A 20258-nucleotide genomic window follows, 5' to 3' on the forward strand; every position below is an offset into this window, starting at 1 on the left:
TTACGGCAACTGCAGCCCGGTAAAGCGGGCGAAGAAGGCGAGCACGTCGGACGCTTCTTCGATGATCTTGTCGGTCGGCTTGCCCGATCCGTGGCCGGCGCGCGTCTCGATGCGGATGAGGTGCGGCTGGCCGTTCGGATCGGCAGCCTGCAGCGCGGCGATGTACTTGAAGCTGTGCCCCGGCACGACGCGGTCGTCGGTGTCGGCCGTCGTCACCAGCATGGGCGGGTAAGCCACGCCCGGTTTGATGTTGTGATAGGGCGAGTAGGCCAGCAGGGTGCGGAAGTCGGCTTCCCTGTCCGGGTAGCCGTAATCGTCGACCCAGTACCGCCCAGCGGTGAACCGGTCGAAGCGCAGCATGTCCATCACGCCGACCGCCGCATTGGCGGCGTCGAACAGGTCCGGGCGCTGGTTCACCACGGCGCCGACCAGCAAGCCGCCGTTGGAGCCGCCCTGAATCGCCAGGCCTTTCGGGGAGGCAATGCCGTTCGCCTTGAGGTACTCGCCGGCAGCGATGAAATCGTCGAACACGTTCTGCTTTTGCGCCAGGCGGCCGGCGTCGTGCCATGCTTTGCCGTACTCGCCTCCGCCGCGAAGGTTCGCCAGCGCGAACACACCGCCCTGCTCCAGCCAGGCGAGCCGCGTCGGCGAGAAGCTCGGCGTCAGCGAGACGTTGAACCCGCCGTAGGCGTAAAGCAGCGTCGGCGCCGGGCCGCTCGTCCCCTTCTTGCGGACGATGAACATCGGCACGCGCGTGCCGTCCTTCGAGGCGTAGAACACCTGCTCGACCGCGTAATCGTCGGGATTGAACGCCACCTTCGGCACGGCCCATTCGGAAACCTCGCCGCTGCGCACATCGTAGCGGTAGATCGTCGTCGGGCGGTTGAAGCTGCTGAAGGAGAAGAAGGTCTCCGCATCGCCCATGTCGCCGCGGAAGCCGCCGGCGGTGCCGATGCCGGGGAGGTCGACCGACGAGAGCTTCCTGCCCTGCAGATCGTGCACGCTGACCTGCGACTTCGCATCCGCCAGGTAGGACGCGATCAGCCGCCTACCGACGATCGATGCGCCGTCCAGCGTCGCCTCGCTCTCGGCGACCACGGGCGTGACCGGGTTGCCCGGCCGACCGACGTCCATCGCCACGATCTTCAGCTTCGGCGCGTCCTTGTTGGTGATGAAGAAGAAGCGCGCGCCTTCGTTGCCGATGAAGCTCCAGTTGTTCTCCAGCCCCGTGACCAGCGCCTTCGGCTCCGCGCCCGGATCGCGCAGGTCGATCGCATGGACCTCGTAGCGGTCGTCGGTGCCCTCGGCGGTGGTGACGACCAGCCAGCGGCCGTCATCGCTCACGCTGGCATAGTGGCCGTAGCTCGGCTTGTCCGGCGTCGCGTAGACGAGGCGGTCGGCCGTCTGCGGCGTGCCCAGCTTGTGAAAGTAGATCCTGGCGTTGAGGTTGGTGGACTGGAACTCCTGCCCCGCCTGCGGTTCCGGGAAGCGGGTGTAGAAGAAGCCGCTGCCGTCCTTGGCCCACTCCATGCCGGAGAACTTGACCCACTTCACCTCGTCGCCGGTGTCCTCGCCGGTGGCGACGTCGAGCACTTTCACCGTGCGCCAGTCGGAGCCGCCGTCCTGGATCGAATAGACCAGGTACCGGCCGTCCTCGCTCGGCGTCCAGTCGGCGAGGGCGGTCGCCCCGTCTGCCGACCAGGTGTTGGCGTCGATCAGCACGCGCCCTTCGCCGCCCAGGCTTTCGCGGACGAACAGGACCGACTGGTTCTGCAGCCCGGAGTTGTGGGCGTAGAAATAGCGCCCGCCCTTCTTCACCGGCGCGCCGAACCGCTCGTAGTCGTAGAACTCGGTGATGCGCCGCTCGAGCGCCGCCCGGCCCGGCAGCGTGGCGAGGAACCGGTCCGTGACGGCGTTCTGCGCCTCGACCCAGCCCTTCACTTCCGCATCGCTGCGGACATCGTTCTCGAGCCAGCGGTACGGATCCGCGACCGCGACCCCGAACTGCTGCTCGGCGACCTCGGCCGTGCGTGTCCGCGGATAGGACAGCGGCGCGCGCCCCTCCGCCGCAGGCTCCTCCGCGGGCGACGCGGCGTCCGCGTTGGCGGTCAAAGCGAAGACACTGGCGAGAAGACCGATAACCAGGCTGCGGTGCATATGGCGTTCCATCGATTGTGGCGGTTCGGCGAGCGTGAGTCCCTCATCCGCACCTCTTACCGATGTGCGCCGCGATTGCACCAGGGCTCCTTGCATGTGCGTCCCCCGCGTGACCCCCCGAGGGTTAGACGCTCGGGCGCGCGGTTTCCGCATTCGACTGGCAGCGCTGCTGGGGCGATCTCCCCGTCGACCCCGCTTACGGGGAGGAGGGCGACGGGCGGAACGACGACACGCTCGAGCAGGGCATGGGCCCGCCCGGCAACCGGATCGTCTCCATCCCCGGCACCGCCGTCATGGTCGCCGAGGTGACCTACGACTACCAGCCCCTGGTCTCCTCCACGATTTTCCCGCTGACCGAGACGATCCGCCACGAAAGCGCCTTCAACGTCCGCGGCCGCCGCAACAACGACCTCAGCAATACGCAGGAGCTGGCGCGGCTGGAGTGCGACTGAGGGGGCAGGGACCCGCGGAACCCGACCGCTAGCCGAGCAGCAGCCCGGCCGGCCCCGCGCCGATGATGCAAACCTGTGTTCTCATGCCCCGGCTCTAGGCCGAGCTCACCCCCCCACGCAATCGCCTTCGCGTCCTCCCCTCCCGCATCCGCGAGGGAAGCTCCCCTTCCTCCCCTCCCGCTTGCGGGAGGGGCCGGGGGTGGGCCTGCCGCACTAGCCGCTTGGATTCGGAACCTTCATTTGGAAAAGGCTCAAGCGCTCTCGCCCGACGAATTTGGCACGGTGGCGTCACACGAGTTCGGCATCCCACGAATTTCGCCGGGCTGTACGCTGGGTCACGCGACAAATTTGGCATTACTTCGGCCTCACTGGTTGGGCCTAAGGTGGGGTGGTCAATTCGCTGAGACCTCACGTAATTGGCGCGTTGAGACAGAAGCCTTTTGGTGAATTGGCAAGGACTTTTCATTTGTCGTTGTCGGCAACGGAGGTAGCGGTTCGGGCTTAGCCCATTCCGGTGCAGCCACGAGTGGCGGGAGCGGCGCGACCTTTTCACCTTTAGCAGCCAGCTTAGCCAGCACCGCCTCCTGCATCGTTCTCAGCATCAGCCACCTTCTTGCGCGGTGTACATTCGCAGGCACCTCACCTTTCAACCAGAAGGCCATCCAATCGACTGTAGCTTCGTTCAGGTATAAGTGCTCACGAGGCCTCTGCAGATGGTGGCCACCTTCCGGGAAGAACAGCCATTCAATGGGCTTATCGTTCGCCGCATAAGCACCCAAGGTTTCATGGTCTATCCCAATATAGTCTCCTTTATTTGGCTCCTCACCCATATGCGTCGTTCGTAGAGTCGGCGTGCGAATACGATCCGCATTGAAAGTTGTTTCATGCTCAATCCATGTTTTCTTGTCTTCGTAGAACGGCTTTCCATATACTAATGATTTAAATCTGAGATGGTCCGAGAACGACCCAGTATACGCATCGACTAGAACAGCTGCGGCCAATGGATACTTGCCCGGGTGCGTAACAGCGTAAAAGCCCAGAAAGCCAGATCTCGAAAATCCAGTATAACCTATTCGATCTTGGTCAGCCAAACCTGACTGAACCAGGTGATGCACCAAGCTTTCGAGCTCCCTGTAAAACTCGGTAACCTCTTCGAGTCTACCGGTGTTCGCCCGGCTGATACTACCTAATTGAACCACGCCGATACCTCTCGCTGCTAAGGCTTGCGCACTATCGCCGGTACCTCGAAACGGACCATCTGGAAGAAAGAAATCGCGATTGTAGAAGTAGTTTTGTATGACAATCGGAATTGGCGTTCGGGGTATATAACCCCTAGGTAGCCATAAACCCGCGGAGTATTGCTTACCATCTGGATCCTGCCAATTTATCTCCGTCGATTGAGACCACCTGACAATCGAGAGTTTAAGATCGGCTTTCGTCAATTCCTGGTAACGGACACCCAGCTTAGCAACCACCACCGGTGGCTGGTTGGCTCCCTGTTCTAACGTCACGCTCAAGTCGGGGAGTTTCCTTTGTTGTCCGGAGGATGAAAACTTCGCCGCGGCTGGGCGAATACCTTCCTGTCTCCAGGTGCCGCCAACCAGTCTGTAAAGCATTGATTGCTTTTGCTTGGATCTGAAATCGATTCGACTGAGCATTAGATGTGTTTTGGAAAGCCACTCTGCTTCAGTCGTCCCGATGATACGATCTGCGAGGAATGAGTATGTTGGCCCCAAATCGACAGACTTATTATCATTTAGAGAGACTAGGATAATCCTACTTTCGCGATATCTCTTGAAACCCGCTTTCGGATCTACCTCTGAGCTGCCCTTTGCGAGCCCCCCTATCAAAACTACGTGCTGCTCATCGGGCGACCATGCAGGCTCGCCATCTGGAGCGGATAGAGGCGCAAGCTCGCGGACAGCCGCCGACGCAGTGTTTAGCAGCGAAAAAGAACGAACGCCTTCTAAGTCAGAATATCCGACCACGTAACGACCGCTGGGCGATGCGGCCCGCTCCCAGGTCGGAAATGTGGCAAACGATCGGAGCCGTACCGGCGGAGTATCGGATTGAGCCAGTACCCAACGATCTTCAAATTGGGCCACCGATGCAAGCCGCCAACTCCTGAGCGCGTTAAAATTGGGAAGCTCTTGGGAGGAAGGAGGCCGACCGAAAGGAGCATACTCCAATTCATGGGCGGGGTAGCGCACTACTGGGGGCAACTTGACGGAGCCTCGCGATGCGAGGAGCAGTGCGTCTCCCGCGATGATGTATGCAATGAAGTCTTCAGCACTCGCGATAATTTTCTCTCGTCCGGAATGGACCTCGATTGAAACTAATCTGAGTGAGTCTTCGCCATCTGGCTCAAGGAAGTACACTTTCCGCCCGTCCGGACTAAAACGAACGTCGAATGGTCCCGCGCGTTGCTGCCTACCGGAAGTGGAACTCCTTCTGATGGTCAACAGAGGCCCACCTGGACATCTTTCTGATACGCGACTGAAATTCTCAACGACACATCGAGAACTCCACACCAAGATCTCGTATAAGACACTGTCGGTAACTAGGTTTCCACTACGCCGTGTGGTGAGAAAGTAGAGGCGGTTCTGAGAAAAGAGGATTGGTGTTGACCCCTCGCCCGTTGGAAGGAACGGCGATTTTGGCGAACTCCCATAATAGGTAAGCTCAACCGAATCTCTCGACGTCCATGATCGTTGCTCACCCGATGGACTGTTAGAAGTCTTTGCCCAGCTGCTCGGCCCAACGAGCATGCAGGCCGATGCCAGCAAGCAAATCAAAGCGATCCTCAAGGAAATCTTGAGATACAGGGACGTAATCACTCGAAAGACGTCCGAAGAACCAGGAAAATGCGACGAAGTCGTGGATCTCCATAGGTACTGTACCCATTTATATCCGCGCGAAATGGCGGCTTCTTATCAAAGATGTTCTGTACGCCCATCGCTATTTCGGAATTACCTAAAGTTCTCCATACTCTATTTAACCCAAACGTAGCAGACAAGTCGTGATACGTCTGAGAAGAAACTCGCTCGGCGCCCTGCCGAACAACATTCAAGTCTGAATCGAATGACTCAGGGTCGGCACCATTCCGAACGCTATAACTGCTATAGAACTGAGAATCCCAGCTTACCCGCAGTCCGCTGATCTCCCAGAGAGCTCCGAGATTCGCTTGCCATTTCAAGGGCCCGCCAATGTAACCAGTGCGGTCCCGAAACTGCTCACCAATGCCGGTCTGACGCTTGAAGCCGATGCTGCGCGAACCAACAGCGCGAAGGCTGACCTTGCCAACGCCTGTTTCTAGGGAATAGTCCGCCTGGACGTCTATCGCTTTCACTCGCGCCCTGAGAGCGTTGATCAATGATGTGTCCAAAAGCGTCACACGACCAGGGCCTCCGTCCCCCGTGATCTCGCGAACAATGCGATCCGAGTACAATTCTTCATCCGCGAAGATCAGCGACGGATCGAGAATAGTAATCTCGTCTCTCTTTTTTATCTGCGTGTAATCGACGGATAGGCGGAGCCCTTCCACAACCCGCGGGGTGATTACCACGCCGAACGAAAGGCTTTTTGATCGCTCCGGGCGAAGCGACCGATTTCCTCCCGTAACGTAATCAAATGGGCCCGATGTTCCTACGAACTCTTCGCGAACCGGATCAAACGGTCCAATAGGAAAGTCGTACGAGGAGACTAGCGAGCCGATTTGTTCGATGGCGGGAGGCAGGAATCCGGTTGAATAACTCAGCCTGAACGCGGCATCCGCAGACGGGGCCCAGCGAGCAGCGAGGGTGAAGCTTCCGGCCTCTTTGCGGCTGGTCGACATGGAGAAGTCGCTCGGTTCTGGGCTACCGACAATCGTATTGACAGGATCACCGCCCGTAGTTCGGTAACGATCAAATCTTAGAGCGCCCTGCAGGTCAAATTCGTAGATGAATGATCCCCCGTTGCTACTATCGACTAAGGGCAAGCGCAGTTCAGTATAGACGCTATCTACGGACTGTGACCGTCTGGGAAAGGTCGTTAGATCTGAATGAATCGTGGTCTCCGACTTTTTCGCTACCTCCGCGCGATGCTCGAGAAGCGCCGTCATTGTTACGGGCCGGCCCCAGATCCTAGCGATCTCACCGGAGACTCGCCCGGTTAGGGTATGTTGGAGAGTCGTATAGGGTCCGGCGAGAATGTCCCAGTCAGGTCTCTCATAGCCAGAAAAGTCGATTGGAAACTTGTTCAGATCTCTGAATACATCGATGTCGCCCGACGCGACGTCTATGAAGAACTCGTTCGATAGTGGCGTGCCGGTATACCTCTGCCGATTGGTGGATCTTCCGAATGTATAATCGAGCGTGCCACTCCATTTCTTGGACAATCTATAAATAAGTCCGGAAGACACAGTGAATGTTTGAGATTCAAATCTGGACGGCTTAACTCGCAAGCCGACCGACGGAATGTGAGCGAAAACGAACTGTTGAAAGGGATTTCCCTCGTCATCTGGGAAGAAGAAGGCAGATCTGTAAGGCGCTCTATCGGTGCCGATGGATGTGGTGTCGAAAATAGATAAATCGACCAGCATGTCGATTCTGTTAGACAACTGGTGTCTAACATTCAGATTAGTGGACCACGCGGTTTCTTGAGCGAATATGCTACGATATCGCCCGGAGGCATCGTCCGAAAGTCCGACACTGACCTGACCCGCATTCGCTACAAGGGGACCTAGGCCGTCGACATCCCGTCCGGCATAGCCACGGGGGATCGCGATTCGATCGGAACCAACTTCTGTTCCGTCGTCCAGAACCAGCGGCCCATTGAGAGATGTGATATTCGTAAATTGTCCGGCGGGGAACAATACGAACCCGTTTGCGAGGGCTCTTGAACGAGCATCGAGTGTCAGCGAATTGTCTTTTGCATAAAGTGGCCGCTGCTCTTTGATTGCCGCAGAGAACGACACGCTAGTTTTACCCTGGTTGGGCGAAAACCCTCCCTCAATAGACGCTCGGTAAGATTCTCCTCCCCCTCGGAACGTGCCGTCCAAGCCTACTTCGAAATTGATCCCCCGATATTGCGCTTCCGGATAATGTTTACGACACCCCCTACCGCGCCGCCACCGTAGATCCCACCGGCAGTTGAAGGTAGGACTTCGATCCTGTCGATTGCTGACAAAGGAACACCCGCCAAGTCGGATTGTAGCTGGCTAAAACCTCCGCCAAGCACCCTCGGAGCACGACGACCGTCTATGAGTATGAGTGTTTGGTTCGTACCAAGTCCCCGTAGAGACACCGCGCTTATTGTGTCAGTTCTGTCTGCACTTTGCGCCGATGTTGAACTTACGTAATTCATGGGTAGATTCTTGCGGATGAAGTCTTCTATGTTTGAGTAATTCGACCTTTGAATATCTTCTTGAGTGAACACGACATAAGGCTGGGGATCGTCCTCCGCCCTTCTAATATCGACGTTCTGAGAGCGAGATCCGACCACCAGGATCTCGGCAATGCCCTCCTGCCCCCCACGAACGGTATCGTCCCCATATGAGGACGCACTCCCACCCGCTGCGACCTCGGCGCCGCTATCGGCGCCTAATCCGTTTCCCTCCGCACTCCGCACTGTGATCGCGCCCGAACTGTCGATGCGGTGCACGAGCCCCGAACCGCGCAGCAGGCGGGTGAGGGCTTCTTCGAGGGTCATGGCTCCGCTGAGGGCCCGCGCGCGCTTGCCGCGGGTTAGGTCGGAGGGAAAGTAGATCTCGCGGTTGCCCTGGCGGGCGAGGTCGGTCAGCGCCTTGCCGAGATCTTGCGCCTGGACCTTGAAGGCCTGCTTCGGGCCCGTGTCCTGCCCCGAGCCCTGTCCCGAGCCCGCGTCCTGCGCCGCGGCCATGGCCGGCATGGCGATCGCGACGGCGGCCGAGGCCATCAGTGCGACGAAATTCCCCCTACGGTTTCCCCTGGTATGCTTGCGCGTCATGTTTCACGCCCCTCCCCCGAGCGTGAGGGGTTCGGCACACTCTGCCCACCCCTCGGCCTCAGGGACGGGCGAGAGTCACACAACCGCAAAAAAAGTGAAACGGAAAGTTAGCGCTCGGCCCTGAGCACGGCGGACCCGTCGGGGCGGGGCTCGACCGCGAGCGGGAAGACCTCGCTCATGGCGCGGGCGAAGCGCAGGGGATCGTTGGTCTTGAACACGCCGGTGACACGGTATTCGCCGACGGCGGGGTCGGCGAGGCGGATCGGCTTGTCGGTGTAGCGGTTGATCTCGGCGATCGCGTCGGCGAGCGTCTCGTCCTCGAACACCAGCAGCCCGCCGCGCCAGGCGGCGACCTGGCTGCTGTCGACCGCGCGCACGGTGGCCGGCCGCGCGGCGGCGGTGAGCAGACTCTCGCCGGCGCGCAAGGTCAGCTCGCGGACCGGGGCGCCGCTGTCCGGCGGCGGCGTCAGCGGGCGCACTTTGACCACGCCTTCGACCATCGAGACCCGCACCTCGCGCCCGTGGAGCTTGACGTTGAAGGTCGTTCCCACGGCGGTGATCCGCTGGTCGCCGGCATAGACCGCGAACGGGATCGGCTGCCCTTCGGCCACCTCGAACAGGGCCTGGCCCCTGGTCAGCACGACCGCGCGCTCCTCGCCCGAATAGGCGACCCGGAGCTCGCTGTCGGTGTCGAGCGTGGCCACGCTGCCGTCGGGCAGGAGCACGGCGGAGCGCTCGCCGACGCCGGTACGGTAGATGCCGTTGTCGACGGGGGCGGATTGGGCTTGCTGCGGGGCGCCGGGCGGGGCGAGGGGGCTCGCGGGCCGGTCGGTCGCGGTGCCGAACCAGAGCAGCACGCCGGCGAGGGCGGCGGCGAGACCGGTCAGCGCGGCGGCCGGCCAGTAGCGCGAGCGTTCCGGCGCCTTGGCCAGCGCCGCTTCGCGCAGGGCCATCAGCTCGGGCGCGGCGGCGTGGCTCTGGACGCTGTCGAGCGCCCACACGGCGTCGTCGAAGGCGCGGGTGTGCTCGGGGTGGGCGAGCCATGCGGAGAGCTTGCGCTCCTCCGCCTCGCTCAGCCCGCGCTCTGCGCGCAGGACCCAAGCGGCGGCGGTTTCCGACAGGGGCTCGGGGCTTCCGGAGCGTTTCAGGCGAAGCGGGCTCATGTCACGCGCCCCCGCCGATCCGCCAGGCAGGCCGTGGCCCGGGTGATGGTCTGCTCCACAGTGCGCTTGGAGACGCCGAGCCGCACGGCGATTTCCGCGCGCGGCATGTTCTCGAGCCGGGCGAGGATGAAGATGGTCCGCATCCGTTCGGGCATCTCGTTGAGCGCGGCGAGGATGCAGTCGAGCTCCTGCCGGCTGCCGAGCTGCCGCTCGGGCGAGAAATCCTGGGTGACCTGGACCTCCTCGACAAAGCCCGCTGCTGGGTTGTCGCTGCGCACTTTGTTACGGCGGAAGAGATCGCGGGCGACATTGGCGGCGGCGGTGAACAGGTAGTTCTCGACGCTGTCGAGATCCTCGAGCGAGCCGTGGCGGGCCATGCGCAGGAACACGTCCTGCGAAAGGTCCTGGGCATCGCTGTGCTGGATTCCGCGCCGCATGAAGTAGCGCAGGAGCACCGACTGATATTTGCGAGTGAGATCATCGACGCTGACCGAGCCTCGTGAAGGGAATTCTGGATGCTGATCAACCAGAGCCAAAGCCTGAGCCACCTTCTCCGCATCGTTCAAGAGCAGGGACGCGCGAGACGGAGAGTACCACATCTATTCGGCCGAGGCGCCTGGAGCTTGGCGGTCGGCGACTCCTCAGAATTCGAGGCGCCAGATCTCGCTGACCCAGCGCGATCCGAACTGCTCGACCACCTCGGCCTCGACAGGGCGAAAGCCGGCGCTTGCGTAGAGTCGACGTGCGCCGGTGAGCTCGGCGTTGGTCCACAGGACCATGCGCTTGTAACCCCTTCGGCGGGCGTGGCCGACGCATCGCTCCACGAGCAGGCGGCCGACGCCGCGCCCACGGGCACTCTCGTCGACGATCAGGAGCCTTAGCTGGGCTTCCTCGTCGGATCGGCGGCACATCGCGATGCAGCCGGCCGGGCGGCCGGCGATCTCGGCGATCCAGCCGCGCTCGTCCTCACTGTCGGGCCGCAGCAGGAACTCGTCGCAGATTGCCGCAACCACGGCGCGGAAATCCTCGCCCCAGCCGAACAGGTCGCTGTAGAGCGCGCCGTGGCGGTCGACGACCCAGTCGCGGTCCTCCGGCGTCATCCGGCGCAGCGCCGCGGCGTGGACGGGATTCTGGGAGGCGGCCTCGGTCATGGAGCCGGTGATGCCACGCGGCGGTGTTTGTCCGCAACCGTGGGGGAGGGGCGGCATGGCGCAAGCCAGCCGCCCCGTCGCCGATCAGAACGACTTGCGCACCGTCACGCCCACAGTGCGGGGCTGGCCGATGTTGTAGGCCAGCCGTCCGCGCCCGCCACGCTCCCGGTCGAGCGAGAGCAGGGCGTTCTCGTCGAGCAGGTTGTTGACGTAGAGCGATGCCTCGAGCCCGTTGTCCCAGCCGAGACCGACCGAGAGGTTGATTAGCTGGTAATCGGGCAGCTTCAGCGATCCGAAATCGGCGGTCGTGGTGCCGTCCGCGCGGGTCCGGGGATCGAAGTGGATGAAGTTGAAGGTGCTTGCGCCCGGCTCTTGGTCGCTCGCCTGGGTGTAGCGGCTGCCGACGTGCTGGAAGGTGGCATTGGCGAACCATTCGCCGAAGCTGGTCGGCTGGGTGTAAGCAGCCGTTGCGGCGACCTGGAACTTCGGCACGGTCGGCAGGCGGTTGCCTTCCCGGATGCCGGCGATCACCGCGCCGCCGGCGCTGGTCACCGTGCTGTCGAACTCGGCCTCGATCAGGCTGCCGGCCATCGACAATTCGAAGCCCGGCGCCACTTCGGCGCCGAGTTCCACTTCCACGCCCTTGGTGTGCGCGGACGGTACGTTGAACACGATCCGGCTGGAGCAGCTGCCCGCATCGGCCGTGACCTGCAGGTTGGAGATGTCGGTGTAGAAGGCGGCCGCGTTGAGCGTGATGATATCGCCGAAGTACTTCACGCCGGCTTCGTAGTTCCACAGAGTCTCGTCGTCGTAGGTCGGCCGGTTGCCGTAAGTCTGCGCGTCCGGACCGTTGGCTCCGCCCTGGCACAGCGGGATGTTGAGCGGATCGTTCACGCCGCCGAGGCGGAAGCCCTTCGATGCCTGGACGTTGAACGACATGTCGGGAGTCGGCTCGTACGAGAGGATGAGCCGCGGCGAGAAGCCGCTCGACGAGGTGGAATCACCGATCCGCGTGTCGCCGTTGGCGAACACGCCGCCCGAGATGAAGTCGCGGCTTTCCTTGAAGTCGTAGTAGCGGCCGCCGGCGGTGACGGTCAGCTGGCCGAAGTCATAGCTCGCTTCGCCGAAGACCGCCTTCTGCTCGATGTCGTAAGGTATGTCGGCGGAATAAGGGTTGTCTGGCGGGGCGACGCCATTCGCCGCTCCGGCTGAGACCCCTGCACCGAGAGCCGCGTCGACGAAAGCATCGTAGCCGGGCGTGGGCAGGCGCTGCTCGTAGATGCGCTTCGTGTCGGAATAGAACCCGCCGAGCACCCACTGGAAGGGGCTGTCGTTGTTCGAGGCCAGGCGGACTTCCTGGGCCCACTGCTCCAGCTCGGTCGTGTCACGCAAGTTCGAGGGCAGCAGGACCGCCGCCGGATCGACGCCCGCCCCGAGCAGCGGGGTCACGGTAACCGATCCGCTGAGAGCGCTGGCATCGCGGCTGACCAGGATGTTGCGGTCCATGTAGCTGGTGATGGAGGTGAGCTGGATCGCGCCGAGGCCGACCTCGATCGCCAGATCCGCCAGCAGCGTTTCGTCGCGGAAGCCTTCCTTCAGCAGCAGGTACTGCTCGCGCTCCGCAAAGGTCTCCGGGGTGCTGTTGAACCGGTTGTAGTAGAGATTGTAGGCGTCCTGCCGGTTGAACCCGTCGGTCCTGATCTCCTGGTAGACCACCCGCGGGGTGATCTGGATGTCGGCGGTAGGCTCGAACAGCACCGACACGCGGCCCCCTATGCGGCTGCCGTCGTTGATGTTCTCCTCCGCGGCCGGGCCGATCGCGTCGACGAAGCCGGCGTATTTGGTGCCGTAGCCGACGATACGGACAGCGGCGTTGTCGCCCATCGGCAGGTTGATCGCGCCCTTGAGGTGATAGCCGAGATCATCCTCGTCCAGCATATTCACGTTGGCTTCGACCTGGCCTTCCACGGTATCGAGGCGCGGCTGGTTGGTGATGTAGCGCAGCGTACCGCCGACGGAGCCGGAGCCGAACAGCGTTCCTTGCGGGCCGCGCAAGGTTTCCACGCGGTTGAGGTCGAAAAGATCGAAGTCGGGCGTGAACAGCGAGAGCGAGATCACCGACTCATCGAGATAGACGCCGACCTGTTCCTTCACGCCTGGCTGGTCGCGGACGATCTGCCCCGCCGAAACGCCGCGTACGGAGACCTGGCTCTGTCCCGGCCCGAGGTTCTGCACCGTAAGGCCGGCGACGTTGCGCGACAGGTCCTCGATCGTATTCGCGCCGGACCGCTGGATGTCTTCCTGCGTCTGGGCGTTGATCGAGAAGGGTACGTCGACGATCGCGGTAGCCCGCTTGGTCGCGGTCACGATGATTTCGCTGTTGTTCGATCGGCCGCTGACGTTCGCATCGACCTGCCCGTCCTGCACATCCTGCGCGTCTTGCGCAGAGGCAGGCAACGCTATGAGCGCACCAGCGGCACACCCGACGAGGAGCCCCCGCAGCAAATGCCATCGGGCGTACGTTCCAGACCTAGCCATCCCTACTCTCCCATAGAGGCCGTTTGCCGGCCTTCGCGGGGAGATTGTTTCAAACGGAACGGCTTTACAATTCAAAAGCCTGAGCCGGTCGAAGCGCGGCGACGACATGTGGCCGTGACGACACAGTAGCGAAGCCTTCCGCGACGGCGATTCGGCGGCCCCTGCCGGGATGAAGATCCTCAGGTTCGGGTCGATCTCAAGGGGGGAAACCACTGGTCGGGACGACAGGATTCGAACCTGCGACCCCCACACCCCCAGTGTGATGCGCTACCAGGCTGCGCTACGTCCCGATCCAGTGGAGGGGCGCCTATAGGCCCGAGCCGGGAGCAAGGCAAGCGCGGCTGATTGCCAGTACAAACCTTTGCTGCTAGGCGCGGCGCACTTGGCGGGAGGGGGCCGTAAAGCCTTGCCCGCTGTCGACCGTAACGGACATTCTCCTTACCGATAGGCCACCACGATGCTTGACCTTCTCTCCGCCGCCGCCTCCCAGGGAGCCGCGCCGGGCTGGACCGGATTCCTGCCGATCATCGGCATGATCGCCATCTTCTGGTTCCTGATCATCCGCCCGCAGATGCGCCAGCAGAAGGCGCACCGGGAGAAGATCGCAGCCATCAAGAAGGGCGATCAGGTGGTCACCGCCGGCGGCCTCGTCGGCAAAGTCACCAAGGTGGACGACAACTACGCCGAGATCGAGATCGCCCAGGGCGTCCGCGTGAAGGCGGTCCGGGCCACGATCGGCGACATCATCCAGCCCGGCGGCAAGCCGGCCAACGACTGACAGCAGGCAGGGTAGACGACCGGACATGCTCGATTTTCCCCGCTGGAAGCGCATCTGGCTCTGGGTGCTGACGCTGGCCGCCGTGGCGGCCGCGATCCCTTCGCTGGTGCTGCACAACGGCGGGCGCTGGCCCGCGCAGTTGCCGGACCCCGTGGTCAACCTGGGGCTGGACCTTGCCGGCGGCAGCCGCATCCTGCTCGAAGCCGATCCGCGCCAGGTCGCGCAGCAGCGGCTGGAAACGATGGAGGAGGGGGTTCGTGACGCCCTGCGCCAGGCCGAGCCGCGCATCCGCATCGGGGAGATGTCCAGCGCCGGCGGCCGTCTGTCCTTCATGCTCGACGATCCGTCGCAAGTCGATGCCGCGCGCGATCTGATCGAACCGCTCACCACCGGCGCCGGTCTTTCCGGCCAGCGCGACTGGACGATCGAGGTGCTCGACGGCACCCGCTTCGTCCTCACGCAGACCCAGGCCGGCCTGGCCGTCGCGGTGGACCAGGCGATGGACAGCGCCAAGGACGTGATCGACCGCCGCGTCGACGCGCTCGGCACGCGCGAGCCGACTATCATCCGCGAAGGCGAGACCCGCATCTCGGTCGAAGTGCCGGGCCTCGACGATCCGGAGGCGCTCAAGGAGCTGCTCGGCCAGACCGCCAATCTCGAATTCAAGCTGGTCGACCAGACCGCACTGCCGGCCGACGTGGCGCAAGGCATCGCCCCGCCGGGCAGCGAGATCGTGCCCTATGCCGAAGGCACGGACTTCGCCGGCACCTCGATCGCGGTGAAGCGCCTCGGCGGCATTCGCGGTGACTCGCTGACCAACGCGCAGCAGAGCTTCGATCCGCAGACCAACGAGCCGGTGGTGAACATCACCTTCGACCCGGTCGGCGGGCGCCGCTTCGCCCAGCTGACCAGCGAGAACGTCGGCAAGCCGTTCGCCATCATCCTCGACGGCAAAGTGCTTTCCGCGCCGAACATCAACGAGCCGATCTTCGGCGGCACGGCGCAGATTTCCGGCAACTTCACGACCGAGACCGCGAACCAGCTGGCGATCTCCCTGCGGTCCGGCGCGCTGCCGGTCGATCTGACGGTGATCCAGCAGGGCACCGTCGGCCCGGAGCTCGGCGCGGACTCGATCCGCAAGGGCGTGATCGCAATGCTGGTTGGCGCGCTGGCCGTGATCGTGCTGATGACGGTGACCTATGGCCGCTTCGGCATCTATGCGAACATCGCGCTGGTCATCAACGTGCTGATGCTGGTCGGCATCATGTCGCTGATGAACAGCACTCTGACGCTGCCCGGCCTAGCCGGTTTCGTGCTGACGATTGGCGCCGCGGTGGACGCCAACGTGCTGATTTACGAGCGCATACGCGAGGAGCGGAAGAAGGGCCGGCGGGTGATCGCGGCGGTCGAGAACGGCTACAAGGAAGCGAGCCGGGCGATCTACGACGCCAACGTCACCAACTTCATCGCCGGCGTGCTGCTGTTCCTGTTCGGCTCCGGCCCGGTGCGGGGCTTCGCCATCGTGCTGATCATCGGGCTGTTCACCAGCGTCTTCACCGGCGTTACGCTGACCCGCATGTGGGTCGCCGGCTACCTGCGGCGCGCGCGCCCCACCGACCTGCATATTTGAGGGACCCGCCATGCGATTGCTCAAGCTTGTCCCGGACAACACCAACATCCACTTCCTTAAGTGGAGGATCCCGTTCTACGTCGTCAGCCTGCTGCTGATCGCGGCCAGCATCACGCTGGTGTTCACCAAAGGGCTCAACCTCGGCGTCGACTTCGTCGGCGGCCAGCAGATCCAGGTGACTTTCACCGAGCGGAACGAGGCGCCGATGGCCGAACTGCGCGAGCGGATCGGCGCGCTCGGCTATGGCGAGCCGGTGATCCAGAGCACCGACGCAGCCAACGCGGTCAACATCCGCTATCGCATGCCGCCGGAAGTGCAGGACGATCCGGCAGCCTCCGAGGCGATGACCAGCGAGGTGATCACCACGATCACCGACAACTTCGCCGACGCGCGGATCGACGATCTGAGCGCCGTTTCGGGGAAAGTGTCGGAAGAGCTGTTCTCGACCGCCATGTACGCGCTGCTGTTCGCGATGATCGCCATCTCGATCTACATCTGGGTGCGCTTCGAATGGCAGTTCGGCGTCGGCGCGCTGTTCGCGCTGTTCCACGACGTCGTGCTGACGGTCGGCATGTTCGCGCTGTTCCAGTTCGAATTCGATCTCAAGATCATCGCCGCGATCCTCACCATCATCGGCTATTCGCTGAACGACACGATCGTCATCTACGACCGTATCCGCGAAAACCTGAAGAAGTACCGCAAGATGCCGGTGCCCGAGCTGCTCGACCTGTCGGTCAACGAGACGCTGTCGCGCACGGTCATGACGTCCGTCACGCTGCTCGCCGTGCTGGTGGCGCTGCTGCTGCTGGGACCCGCCAGCCTGTTCGGCTTCACCGCGGCGATCACGCTGGGCATCTTCGTCGGCACCTACAGCTCGGTCTACATGGCTGCGCCGATCCTGATCTGGCTCGGCGTAACCTCCGACAGCTTCGTGCCCACGGAAAGCGCCGCCGACCGGCAGGAACGCGTCGCCAAGGGCGAGGCCTGAGCCGAGGGGCTAAGGCTTCAGGAGGCGGTCGTAGTACTCCGCCAAGGTTGCTGCGTGGGACTGCCAGCTGAAGCGTTCGGTCGTTGCTGCGACGGCTGAGGGCTGGGGCGGGTCGGCGAGGAGCGCGGCGACGGCGCCGGCGATCGCTTGCGGATCGCGGGGCACGATGCGGCCGGCGATGTCCGACGTGACGAGTTCCCGCGCTCCGCCGGCGTCTGTGATGACCAGTGGGCAGCCGCAGGCGAGTGCCTCTACCCAGGCGTTCGCCAGGCCTTCGCTGGAGGAGGGCAGGACCATCGCGTCGCTGGCCGAGAGGACGACCGGCAGCAGCGTGTGATCGAGCGAGCCGAGGAAGTGGACCCGTCCGGCCACTCCCAGCGAAGCGGCCAGGGCGGCCAGCTTCGCCCGGTCCGCTCCGGTGCCGACGAGCAGCAGCCGTGCGCCGGGCAGGTGGGGCAGGGCGCGGATGACGAGTTCCTGGCCTTTGCGGGGGATCAGCGCGCCGACAGTGGCCAGCAGCGGCATGCCGGCGGGCAGATCGATGCCGAGGTGCCGCGCCAGCCGCCGGCGGCTTTCCGCACGGTCGAGCGGGCGGAACAAGTCGCGGTCCAGGCCGGTGTAGTGGATGGCGATCTTCTCGCCCGGGAGGCCGAGGGCCGTCATGTCGTCGGCCAGGGCGCGGGAGACCGCCAGCACTCCCGCCGCTTCGTTGGCCGCATGGCGCATCTGCCGGCGGGGATAAGCGCGTTTGCCAAAGTAGGAGATATCCGCGCCGCGCGCCTTGATGGCGAAGGGCAGGCCGAGAGCGCCGGCGATGCGGGCCGCCGCCGGCCCGTCGGGGTAGAAGAACTGCGCGTCCACGAGGTCGAACGGCGCTTCGGCGTGAAGCCGGCGGGCGAGGGGCAGCACCGCGCGGGCGATCAGGCGCGGGTTGAAGCGGCCGCCGACCTTCGGGATAAGGGAGAAGCGCGGGCGGTGCACGGTAACGCCGTGCTCTGTTCCGTCGACGGCTGCAGCAGCGAGCGCCCTGTACCGGCCGAAGGCGACCGGCGGGACGCCGATGGGGTTGACGACCGTGACCTGCCAGTCGCCGCGCGCTGCCAGCGCCTCCAGGCTGCGCGCGACGAATGTGCCGAAGCGCGGCGTGTGGGGGTTGGGGTAGAGCGTCGCCAGCGACAGCAGGCGCTTCACAGCCGGCGGACCAGCATTTCCGCCACTGCCAGCCACTGCGGCTTGTCGACCACGACCTGCCGCTGTCCGGCGCCGGGGGGCAGCAGGCCGACCAGCGTGCCCTGGCGATCGATCAGCCGGCCGAAGGCGAAGCGTCCGCCGCTGCGGGGCACGAGCACGTCGCGGTTGACGATCTTCGGCGCCTCTTCTGGATCGACCTGCCGCAGCCACAGCTGGTCGCCCGCGCGGTATTCGCCCTGCGCGGCGTCGATCGTGACGCAGACGAGCCGGGCGCCAGCGTCGAGCTGGGTCGGCAGGATGGCGTCGCGCGGATTGGGGAGGGCTTCCGGGCCGCTTTCGGTGAGCCGGGCGACGATCTGCGGCTGGGCCGAGTCGTTGCCCCGCAGCAGGGTCTCCGGCTCGACGCGGAGCGCGGCCGCGATGCGGTTCATCCAGTCGAGCGAGAGATTGCGCATGCCGGTTTCGAGGCGGCCGATCGTCTGCGCGGTGGTCGGCGGATCGCAGGCGGCGCCGACTTCCGCCAGGGTCATCCCCTTCTCTTTGCGCACGTCGCGAATACGATTGATCACGCATTTTCCCCTATAACCAAAACGGTAAAAAGTTCTTTCCTATTCGAACCGTGATTGTCAAGAGCTGCTGTCGCGAATCGCAGGAGAACGGAAATGCACAGGGAACTGGCGGAACGTGAATTGACCAGCGAAGGGCCTCGCCGGGGCGAAGGAACCGGCCCGCGGAGGCGGAGCGTGACCGTCAACCTGGCGGAGTCGCCGATCGCCTGGCTCCACGCCCGGGGCCACCTGGACGAGCGCCTGTTCGACGCCGGCGAGCGGCTGCGCGCCGACTACGAGCATGCCGGGATCGCGCCCGGGGTGACGATGCGCTGGGAGCCGGTGCGGATCCGCGGGAGCGCGAGCTCGGGCCTTTCGCCTCCGGAGCGCCAAATCGCCGCCCGGCAACGCTTCGACGGGGCGATCCGGGCGGCGGGGAAGGGGCTGGAGGACATCCTCTGGCGCGTGGTCTGCGCCGGCGAGACGCTGGCCGGCGCGGAGAGGGCGCTTTCCTGGCCGACCCGAAGCGGCAAGCTGGTGCTCCGGCTGGCGCTGGAGCGCGTGGCGGATTTCTATCGGATCCGGTGACGGGTTGGTGTGGGGGCGCGGTTGTTTTTCACGCGGAGACGCGGAGACGCGGAGTGTTTTGCGCTTGCGGAGGCGGCTTGGCCTGGACGAACGGTGGAGCCAGGCCTCGCCCCCTCCGTCAGCCCTGCGGGCTGCCACCTCCCCCAGGGGGGAGGATTTTTTGGGCACGCAAAGGCGCTAAGGCGCGAAGGGAGCTTCGTCGTCCTCCAACACTCCATCGTCACCCTGAACTTGGTTCAGGGTCCATCCCGCCGCCGCGGAGGTGCCTGCGGGCTGGGCATGGGCGAGCCGCTGGTGCCCGCCGGCAGGGGCAGGTCGAGCCCGAGAAATGGATGCTGAAACGAGTTCAGCATGACGGAAGTGGAACCAGAGGCTCCCCCGGAGGGGGAGGATTTGGAGGAGTTAGCCTTAGCCTCGGCCGGCGCTGTCTCTAGCGGAGAGTTCGCGGCCGGTGCGCCAGGTTTGCACGAGGAACACCGCCAGCATGATCGCGGCGCAAGTGGAGACGAAGAAGTCGAAGCCGCTGAAGCCGGGCACGAGCTTGGCGCCGGGGGCATCGAAGTACATCGTAACGGTCAGGCCGATCAGCAGCAGGCGCATCTCGGTCGGGCCGGCGCCGAGGTGGGAGAGCGGGAAATCGCCGTTGACCTTCGCGATCAAGAAAGTGTGGACCGCCAGCAGCAGGTATGCGGCGACGGCGAACAGCGCCACGTCGACGCGCACGAAAGGGCTAGCGCCGATCCCGGCGAGGATCAGCAGGATGGCCAGACCGTCGCAGCTGTGGTCGATGAAGTAGCCGTAGCGCGGCCGCTCGATGGCCCGGTAGCGGGCGAGGCTGCCGTCGAGGGAATCGCCGAACCAGTGGCCGACGTAGCCGGCGACCGCCAGCCACAGCCAGTCGCGATCGGCGTTGCTCAGAGCATAAGCGAGGAAGACCACCGCGGCCGAGACGAGCGCCAGGAGGGTGAGCTGGTCGGGCGTGGTCCAGCGCGGCATTCGCCGGCACAACCAGTCGAGCAGGCGGCGTTCGCCCCTGGTGAGCACGGTCTGCTGGATTCGCCTTACGGTGGGCGCTGCCCGAGGGTGACTCATCTACCGCTCATCGCT

The 20258-nt window shown here is 63.9% G+C and carries 16 protein-coding genes and 1 tRNA gene; 5 read left to right on the plus strand and 12 right to left on the minus strand.

Annotated elements, in window-relative coordinates; genetic code table 11:
* Positions 1-2169, minus strand: a complete 2169-nt coding sequence (locus tag GRI75_RS06000) for a prolyl oligopeptidase family serine peptidase (RefSeq protein WP_235911369.1) — start codon at positions 2167-2169, stop codon at positions 1-3.
* A gap of 233 nt (positions 2170-2402) precedes the next feature.
* On the opposite strand from GRI75_RS06000, the gene GRI75_RS06005 reads away from it, so the two are divergent.
* Positions 2403-2609 (plus strand): hypothetical protein, encoded by a 207-nt coding sequence (locus tag GRI75_RS06005; RefSeq protein ID WP_160746067.1) that lies wholly within the window; start codon positions 2403-2405, stop codon positions 2607-2609.
* A 392-nt stretch (positions 2610-3001) separates the two neighbouring features.
* On the opposite strand, the gene GRI75_RS06010 is transcribed toward GRI75_RS06005, so the two are convergent.
* From GRI75_RS06010 to GRI75_RS06045, 8 genes are all read right to left on the minus strand, one after another.
* The gene (locus tag GRI75_RS06010) at positions 3002-4819 is read right to left on the minus strand and encodes a S9 family peptidase (protein ID WP_160746068.1); all 1818 of its coding nucleotides are present in this window, start codon (positions 4817-4819) and stop codon (positions 3002-3004) included.
* A gap of 623 nt (positions 4820-5442) precedes the next feature.
* Positions 5443-7566: a TonB-dependent receptor domain-containing protein gene (locus GRI75_RS06015; RefSeq protein ID WP_160746069.1), complete on the minus strand. Its 2124-nt coding sequence runs from the start codon at positions 7564-7566 to the stop codon at positions 5443-5445.
* A gap of 86 nt (positions 7567-7652) precedes the next feature.
* Positions 7653-8576, minus strand: coding sequence for a TonB-dependent receptor (locus GRI75_RS06020; RefSeq protein WP_160746070.1), 924 nt, complete (start codon positions 8574-8576; stop codon positions 7653-7655).
* Between the two features lie 107 nt (positions 8577-8683).
* Positions 8684-9739 (minus strand): FecR family protein, encoded by a 1056-nt coding sequence (locus GRI75_RS06025; protein WP_160746071.1) that lies wholly within the window; start codon positions 9737-9739, stop codon positions 8684-8686.
* Positions 9736-10338, minus strand: coding sequence for an RNA polymerase sigma factor (locus tag GRI75_RS06030; RefSeq protein WP_268891498.1), 603 nt, complete (start codon positions 10336-10338; stop codon positions 9736-9738). The genes GRI75_RS06025 and GRI75_RS06030 overlap by 4 nt, the downstream gene beginning before the upstream one ends.
* 42 nt (positions 10339-10380) lie before the next feature.
* Positions 10381-10890, minus strand: coding sequence for a GNAT family N-acetyltransferase (locus GRI75_RS06035; protein ID WP_160746073.1), 510 nt, complete (start codon positions 10888-10890; stop codon positions 10381-10383).
* An 84-nt stretch (positions 10891-10974) separates the two neighbouring features.
* On the minus strand, positions 10975-13428 hold the full coding sequence (locus tag GRI75_RS06040; RefSeq protein ID WP_160746074.1) for a TonB-dependent receptor: 2454 nt from the start codon (positions 13426-13428) through the stop codon (positions 10975-10977).
* Between the two features lie 213 nt (positions 13429-13641).
* Positions 13642-13718: transfer RNA gene (locus GRI75_RS06045), tRNA-Pro, on the minus strand.
* Positions 13719-13885: 167 nt separating this feature from the next.
* Here GRI75_RS06045 and yajC point away from each other — a divergent pair.
* From yajC to secF, 3 genes are read left to right on the plus strand one after another with little or no spacing between them, the layout of a single operon-like run.
* A complete protein-coding gene (gene yajC, locus GRI75_RS06050) occupies positions 13886-14206 on the plus strand; it encodes a preprotein translocase subunit YajC (RefSeq protein WP_160746075.1) in 321 nt (106 codons plus the stop codon).
* A 25-nt stretch (positions 14207-14231) separates the two neighbouring features.
* On the plus strand, positions 14232-15836 hold the full coding sequence (secD, locus tag GRI75_RS06055; protein ID WP_160746076.1) for a protein translocase subunit SecD: 1605 nt from the start codon (positions 14232-14234) through the stop codon (positions 15834-15836).
* A gap of 10 nt (positions 15837-15846) precedes the next feature.
* On the plus strand, positions 15847-16824 hold the full coding sequence (secF, locus tag GRI75_RS06060) for a protein translocase subunit SecF (protein ID WP_160746077.1): 978 nt from the start codon (positions 15847-15849) through the stop codon (positions 16822-16824).
* Between the two features lie 9 nt (positions 16825-16833).
* Here the strand turns inward: secF and GRI75_RS06065 are convergent, their stop codons facing one another.
* Entirely contained in the window at positions 16834-18015 is a 1182-nt protein-coding gene (locus GRI75_RS06065) for a glycosyltransferase (protein WP_328597938.1), read from the minus strand.
* Positions 18012-18584: a helix-turn-helix domain-containing protein gene (locus tag GRI75_RS14565; protein WP_328597939.1), complete on the minus strand. Its 573-nt coding sequence runs from the start codon at positions 18582-18584 to the stop codon at positions 18012-18014. The genes GRI75_RS06065 and GRI75_RS14565 overlap by 4 nt, the downstream gene beginning before the upstream one ends.
* Before the next feature lie 93 nt (positions 18585-18677).
* Here GRI75_RS14565 and GRI75_RS06070 point away from each other — a divergent pair, with 93 nt between their 5' ends.
* On the plus strand, positions 18678-19151 hold the full coding sequence (locus GRI75_RS06070) for a DUF6456 domain-containing protein (RefSeq protein WP_160746079.1): 474 nt from the start codon (positions 18678-18680) through the stop codon (positions 19149-19151).
* Between the two features lie 408 nt (positions 19152-19559).
* On the opposite strand, the gene GRI75_RS06075 is transcribed toward GRI75_RS06070, so the two are convergent.
* The gene (locus tag GRI75_RS06075) at positions 19560-20243 is read right to left on the minus strand and encodes a CDP-alcohol phosphatidyltransferase family protein (protein WP_160746080.1); all 684 of its coding nucleotides are present in this window, start codon (positions 20241-20243) and stop codon (positions 19560-19562) included.
* Positions 20244-20258 lie beyond the last annotated feature (15 nt).

The sequence above is a fragment of the Croceibacterium soli genome, from assembly GCF_009828065.1.
In the GTDB taxonomy this organism is placed as follows: domain Bacteria; phylum Pseudomonadota; class Alphaproteobacteria; order Sphingomonadales; family Sphingomonadaceae; genus Croceibacterium_B; species Croceibacterium_B soli.